The sequence below is a fragment of the Gilliamella sp. genome, from assembly GCF_024104075.1.
GTDB classification, from domain to species: Bacteria; Pseudomonadota; Gammaproteobacteria; order Enterobacterales; family Orbaceae; genus Gilliamella; species Gilliamella bombi.
Map to the genome: position 1 here is coordinate 1 of NZ_JAGGHR010000058.1, position 3,565 is coordinate 3,565.

Below are 3,565 nucleotides of genomic sequence, written 5' to 3' on the forward strand. Positions count from 1 at the left end.
CTCTTGTCTGTGATAAGCCGTTAGTTTTGTTTTTTTATGTATACTCATTACAGTAGTTTCTCAAATTACTGTAAATAACGCTAGTAAATCCTACAACTAAAATTTTATTAAAAAATTTAAATTTAAAAATATTTCACATGTTTTTGTATTAATTTTAAACTTTTTTTTATCTCTATTACATCTTTTAATTTTTCTGCTTCACTAGGTATATTTCGAATCAATAAATTTGCATTTTTCTTTAATAGGTTAAACAAATAGGTGCATTCTATTTTACCGCTATATACTACTTCCTTTTTATCATATCTATTATCTATAAATTTAATATTACAGGTTTCACCAACAAAATGAACCTCAAAATAGAATGGTCCATCCATAAAACTAAAATGGGCTACATTATTTTTTTTAGCTATATTATTTTTTTTAATTTTACAAGCTTCTCTTAACCACCAATTTAATATAATGACAGTAAAATCATCCCATTTCTTGTCTGGAAAAAATATATTTCCGATTTGGAAATATATTTCCGAAAATATTTGAGTTGATACTTCACTTTTTGATACACGAATAGAATCAGGATTAATTATTAAATCAATCATTATAGGACTCCTTTAGGATAAGCAGTTTCAATTTTTTTAGTAACTTTATTTACCCAAATTTCAATTATCATATTATCAGATGTGCCTCGTCCCAGAATTCGTTCATCTTGAGATTTAAGGACTTTAATATTAGAATATGCTTCTCTGACAGCACGTTCAATTTGTTTTGGAGACATATTCTTAGGAAATAAATCTTTCTTTCCGCTTATTAATATTACTTTTCCTGCATACTATGTCGTTAAAAAATATGATCCATATCTATTTTAACCTTTTTCATACTAGGCAAATTAACTGGTTTCTTTCTTTTTGAAGGTACATAATTCTAACCTCACGGAGCAATACAAGTCAATCCATTAGCGGCATACTGATGCAGGTTAATTCCACCACAGCTAAACCAATCAGGTCCAACTGGGTAAAGCGTCCTATCTGGAGCATAATATCTGAAAGTATTGTAATATAAACTAGTTACTTGTCTAAATTCTATCCTTGATAATATGAATTATATTGTATCGGCTCATATACTATTTTCTGTATCATTATACTTCAAAACTAATAGCGGATTTTCTACAATAAGGTAGCAAAGAAATAAAAACTATGAATATTTAGATATACGATCTTTTCTACATTTGTTAATTACTCTAATAATGAAAAAGCATGATGAAATTCTTCATTTTTTATCAAATCCTGTATCGTTTTATTTATTATTTTGTCATCTAAACTTTCAACAATAATCATATCTGATGTCCAAAAATATAAGCCATTACAACACTCTTTTGTTTCTTTATACTTATTTAAAATAGAAATTATATTTTCGATAGTGAAAAATGTTGCAGTATACCGCTTTCCATTGTCTAAAAAAACTTCAACATCAACATTATCATTTACCAGACTAAGATCTTGATCATATTTTAAAATTTTAATATTCAAAATACTTAAGCTCCTATACCAAATACTTTTAAAACTTCATTGATAACTGTTTGCTGGTTAGCCTTGTTAGATTTACCTAAACCTAATATTTCAATTATACTATCATTTATTTCTCTAAAATAAACATATGCCCCATATCGATCTCTAGCTTCAGAAATTCGTTGGTTCCAATACCTAGATTTTTATTATTTAAAAAGCTGTTCTATTAAATGATCGATACTTGATTGATGCGATTTTCCTGTAATCTCGACTTCTTTAACAAGATTATTACTTTCTTATTCGCGAATAAATTTTAAACAACTCAAACCCCACGATTCAAGCCACACACAATTCAACTAGATATGGCTGAGTAAATCTACCTATACCCAGATCATAATACCCTGAAAGTATTGTAATGTAAGCTGGTTTCCACTATCTAAATATCGTCCCTGATATCTGATTTTGTACAATTGATTCGTGTTCGATTTCCTGAATCCGTTTTATCCCAAAGTTGAAAGCTGCATTCCCTTTGCGGTCTATTTGATGTTTTTGATGCACCGAGCTAATAAAAATTTATTTCATCTTTATTTTTAATTCCATCTTTCATCTATATAGGGAGTTATACTTTCTATAATTAAAAACTTTGATTTACAGTAAAGTGGTAATTTGTTATGTTGAACTGTTATTTCAGAATAATCAGTAAAAGAATTGATGGTTGGTGAACAGAAAAAACCAATTTTTGAACCAGACATATTTAACTGAACTATCTCATTAAAAGTAATAATTAAATTTAATGCATTAAATTCAACTTTATCCCATTTTTTAGGGTAAATTTTGGGGATTTTCTTGCAATTTAAATGACATTTAAACTCTGAATAGCTGTCAAATGAAACACTATTCAATTCAATAGATTGAAAATTAAATTCGTTATTAAACATAAATTGAATTTTTTCTCTGCCTAATGCGTTTTCAAACCACATATCAATTCCTTTAGAGAAATTATGATGACCAGGAGTTCCAGAAACATAACCAGTATCCTGATTATTTGAAGGTCTAACATTATATTTGATTCAGTACCATGACTCTGTTCTGTTTTAGAGTACCCAAAACTACACTCTTGAATGAAGGTGGATTTTCTTTTTTTATCAATACATTCACTTTATTGCTGACCATTTCCAGCAATCATAATATTGCTATCTCGTAAAGATGACCGTGTAATGGTAATTGATTGGTATACCAACACCACGCTTACCTATCTAAATGCATCTCTTCGACTTTTACCATCATACGATGTTTTCTTATTTTTTAACCAAATAGATCAAACCAAATCAACCCATTAGGCACATAATGATACAGATTAACCTACCCCAACAGCTGAATCGAGATTATCAGGATAAAGCGTCCGCAGTTGAATATGTATTTATTTTATTTTTTCATTAAGAATATTAATAAACAAATTATATATATTCTGGCAAAAATTTGAATTTTCAATTGCTTCAGGTAACACGAGTACATAATAAAATACATTATCAAAATGCAAATTTATATCATAAGGTTCAAAATCAGAATCATTATCAAATTCAAATAGTGTAGCGATTCCATTCAACGTTGTATTTTTTGCCTCAACTCCAAAACAACCTTCACCATTAATATCCAAATTATAGCCATTCTCAAGGTGATAATCTTGCATTTCATCATTTTTATAGAAAAATAGAAATTCTTCATCTCGAAAACTATCTTGTTTATATTTATAATTAATAGACGCTATTTTTTTGATCAATGAAGAAAATACATCATCTATCAACTTATTAGTGTAAAAGCCATACATAACACCTGTCCATTCAGTCATATATTTATCTCCTAAACTGTTTGCATCCGGAAATGCAGTATTTAATATCATCTCGAAGCTTATTTGTAAATACCCCAAACTCAGTACACAACTCGCGTAGAAAATTAAACTGCTTGTTTTAGTGTTTTATACTCAATCGGTGTCATGTTATTTAATGCCTCATGCGGTCTTTCGGTGTTATAAATCGTTAACCATTCTTTGGTTATTTTCCTTG

6 protein-coding genes are annotated in these 3,565 nt (G+C 28.6%); all 6 read right to left on the reverse strand.

What is annotated here, in order from left to right; genetic code table 11:
- Positions 1-122: 122 nt before the first annotated feature.
- Positions 123-596 (reverse strand): hypothetical protein, encoded by a 474-nt coding sequence (locus tag J6569_RS10905; RefSeq protein WP_296318456.1) that lies wholly within the window; start codon positions 594-596, stop codon positions 123-125.
- Complete coding sequence (locus J6569_RS10910) at positions 596-811, reverse strand: EndoU domain-containing protein (RefSeq protein WP_306452900.1); 216 nt, start codon at positions 809-811, stop codon at positions 596-598. Before J6569_RS10910 ends, J6569_RS10905 begins: the two co-directional genes overlap by 1 nt.
- Positions 812-1,229: 418 nt before the next feature.
- Entirely contained in the window at positions 1,230-1,523 is a 294-nt protein-coding gene (locus J6569_RS10915) for a hypothetical protein (RefSeq protein ID WP_296318458.1), read from the reverse strand.
- A gap of 569 nt (positions 1,524-2,092) precedes the next feature.
- Entirely contained in the window at positions 2,093-2,482 is a 390-nt protein-coding gene (locus J6569_RS10920) for an Imm50 family immunity protein (protein ID WP_085166086.1), read from the reverse strand.
- A 440-nt stretch (positions 2,483-2,922) separates the two neighbouring features.
- Positions 2,923-3,351: a hypothetical protein gene (locus J6569_RS10925; protein ID WP_065609576.1), complete on the reverse strand. Its 429-nt coding sequence runs from the start codon at positions 3,349-3,351 to the stop codon at positions 2,923-2,925.
- 104 nt (positions 3,352-3,455) lie between these two features.
- Positions 3,456-3,557 (reverse strand): integrase core domain-containing protein, encoded by a 102-nt coding sequence (locus tag J6569_RS11325; protein WP_366941276.1) that lies wholly within the window; start codon positions 3,555-3,557, stop codon positions 3,456-3,458.
- Positions 3,558-3,565 lie beyond the last annotated feature (8 nt).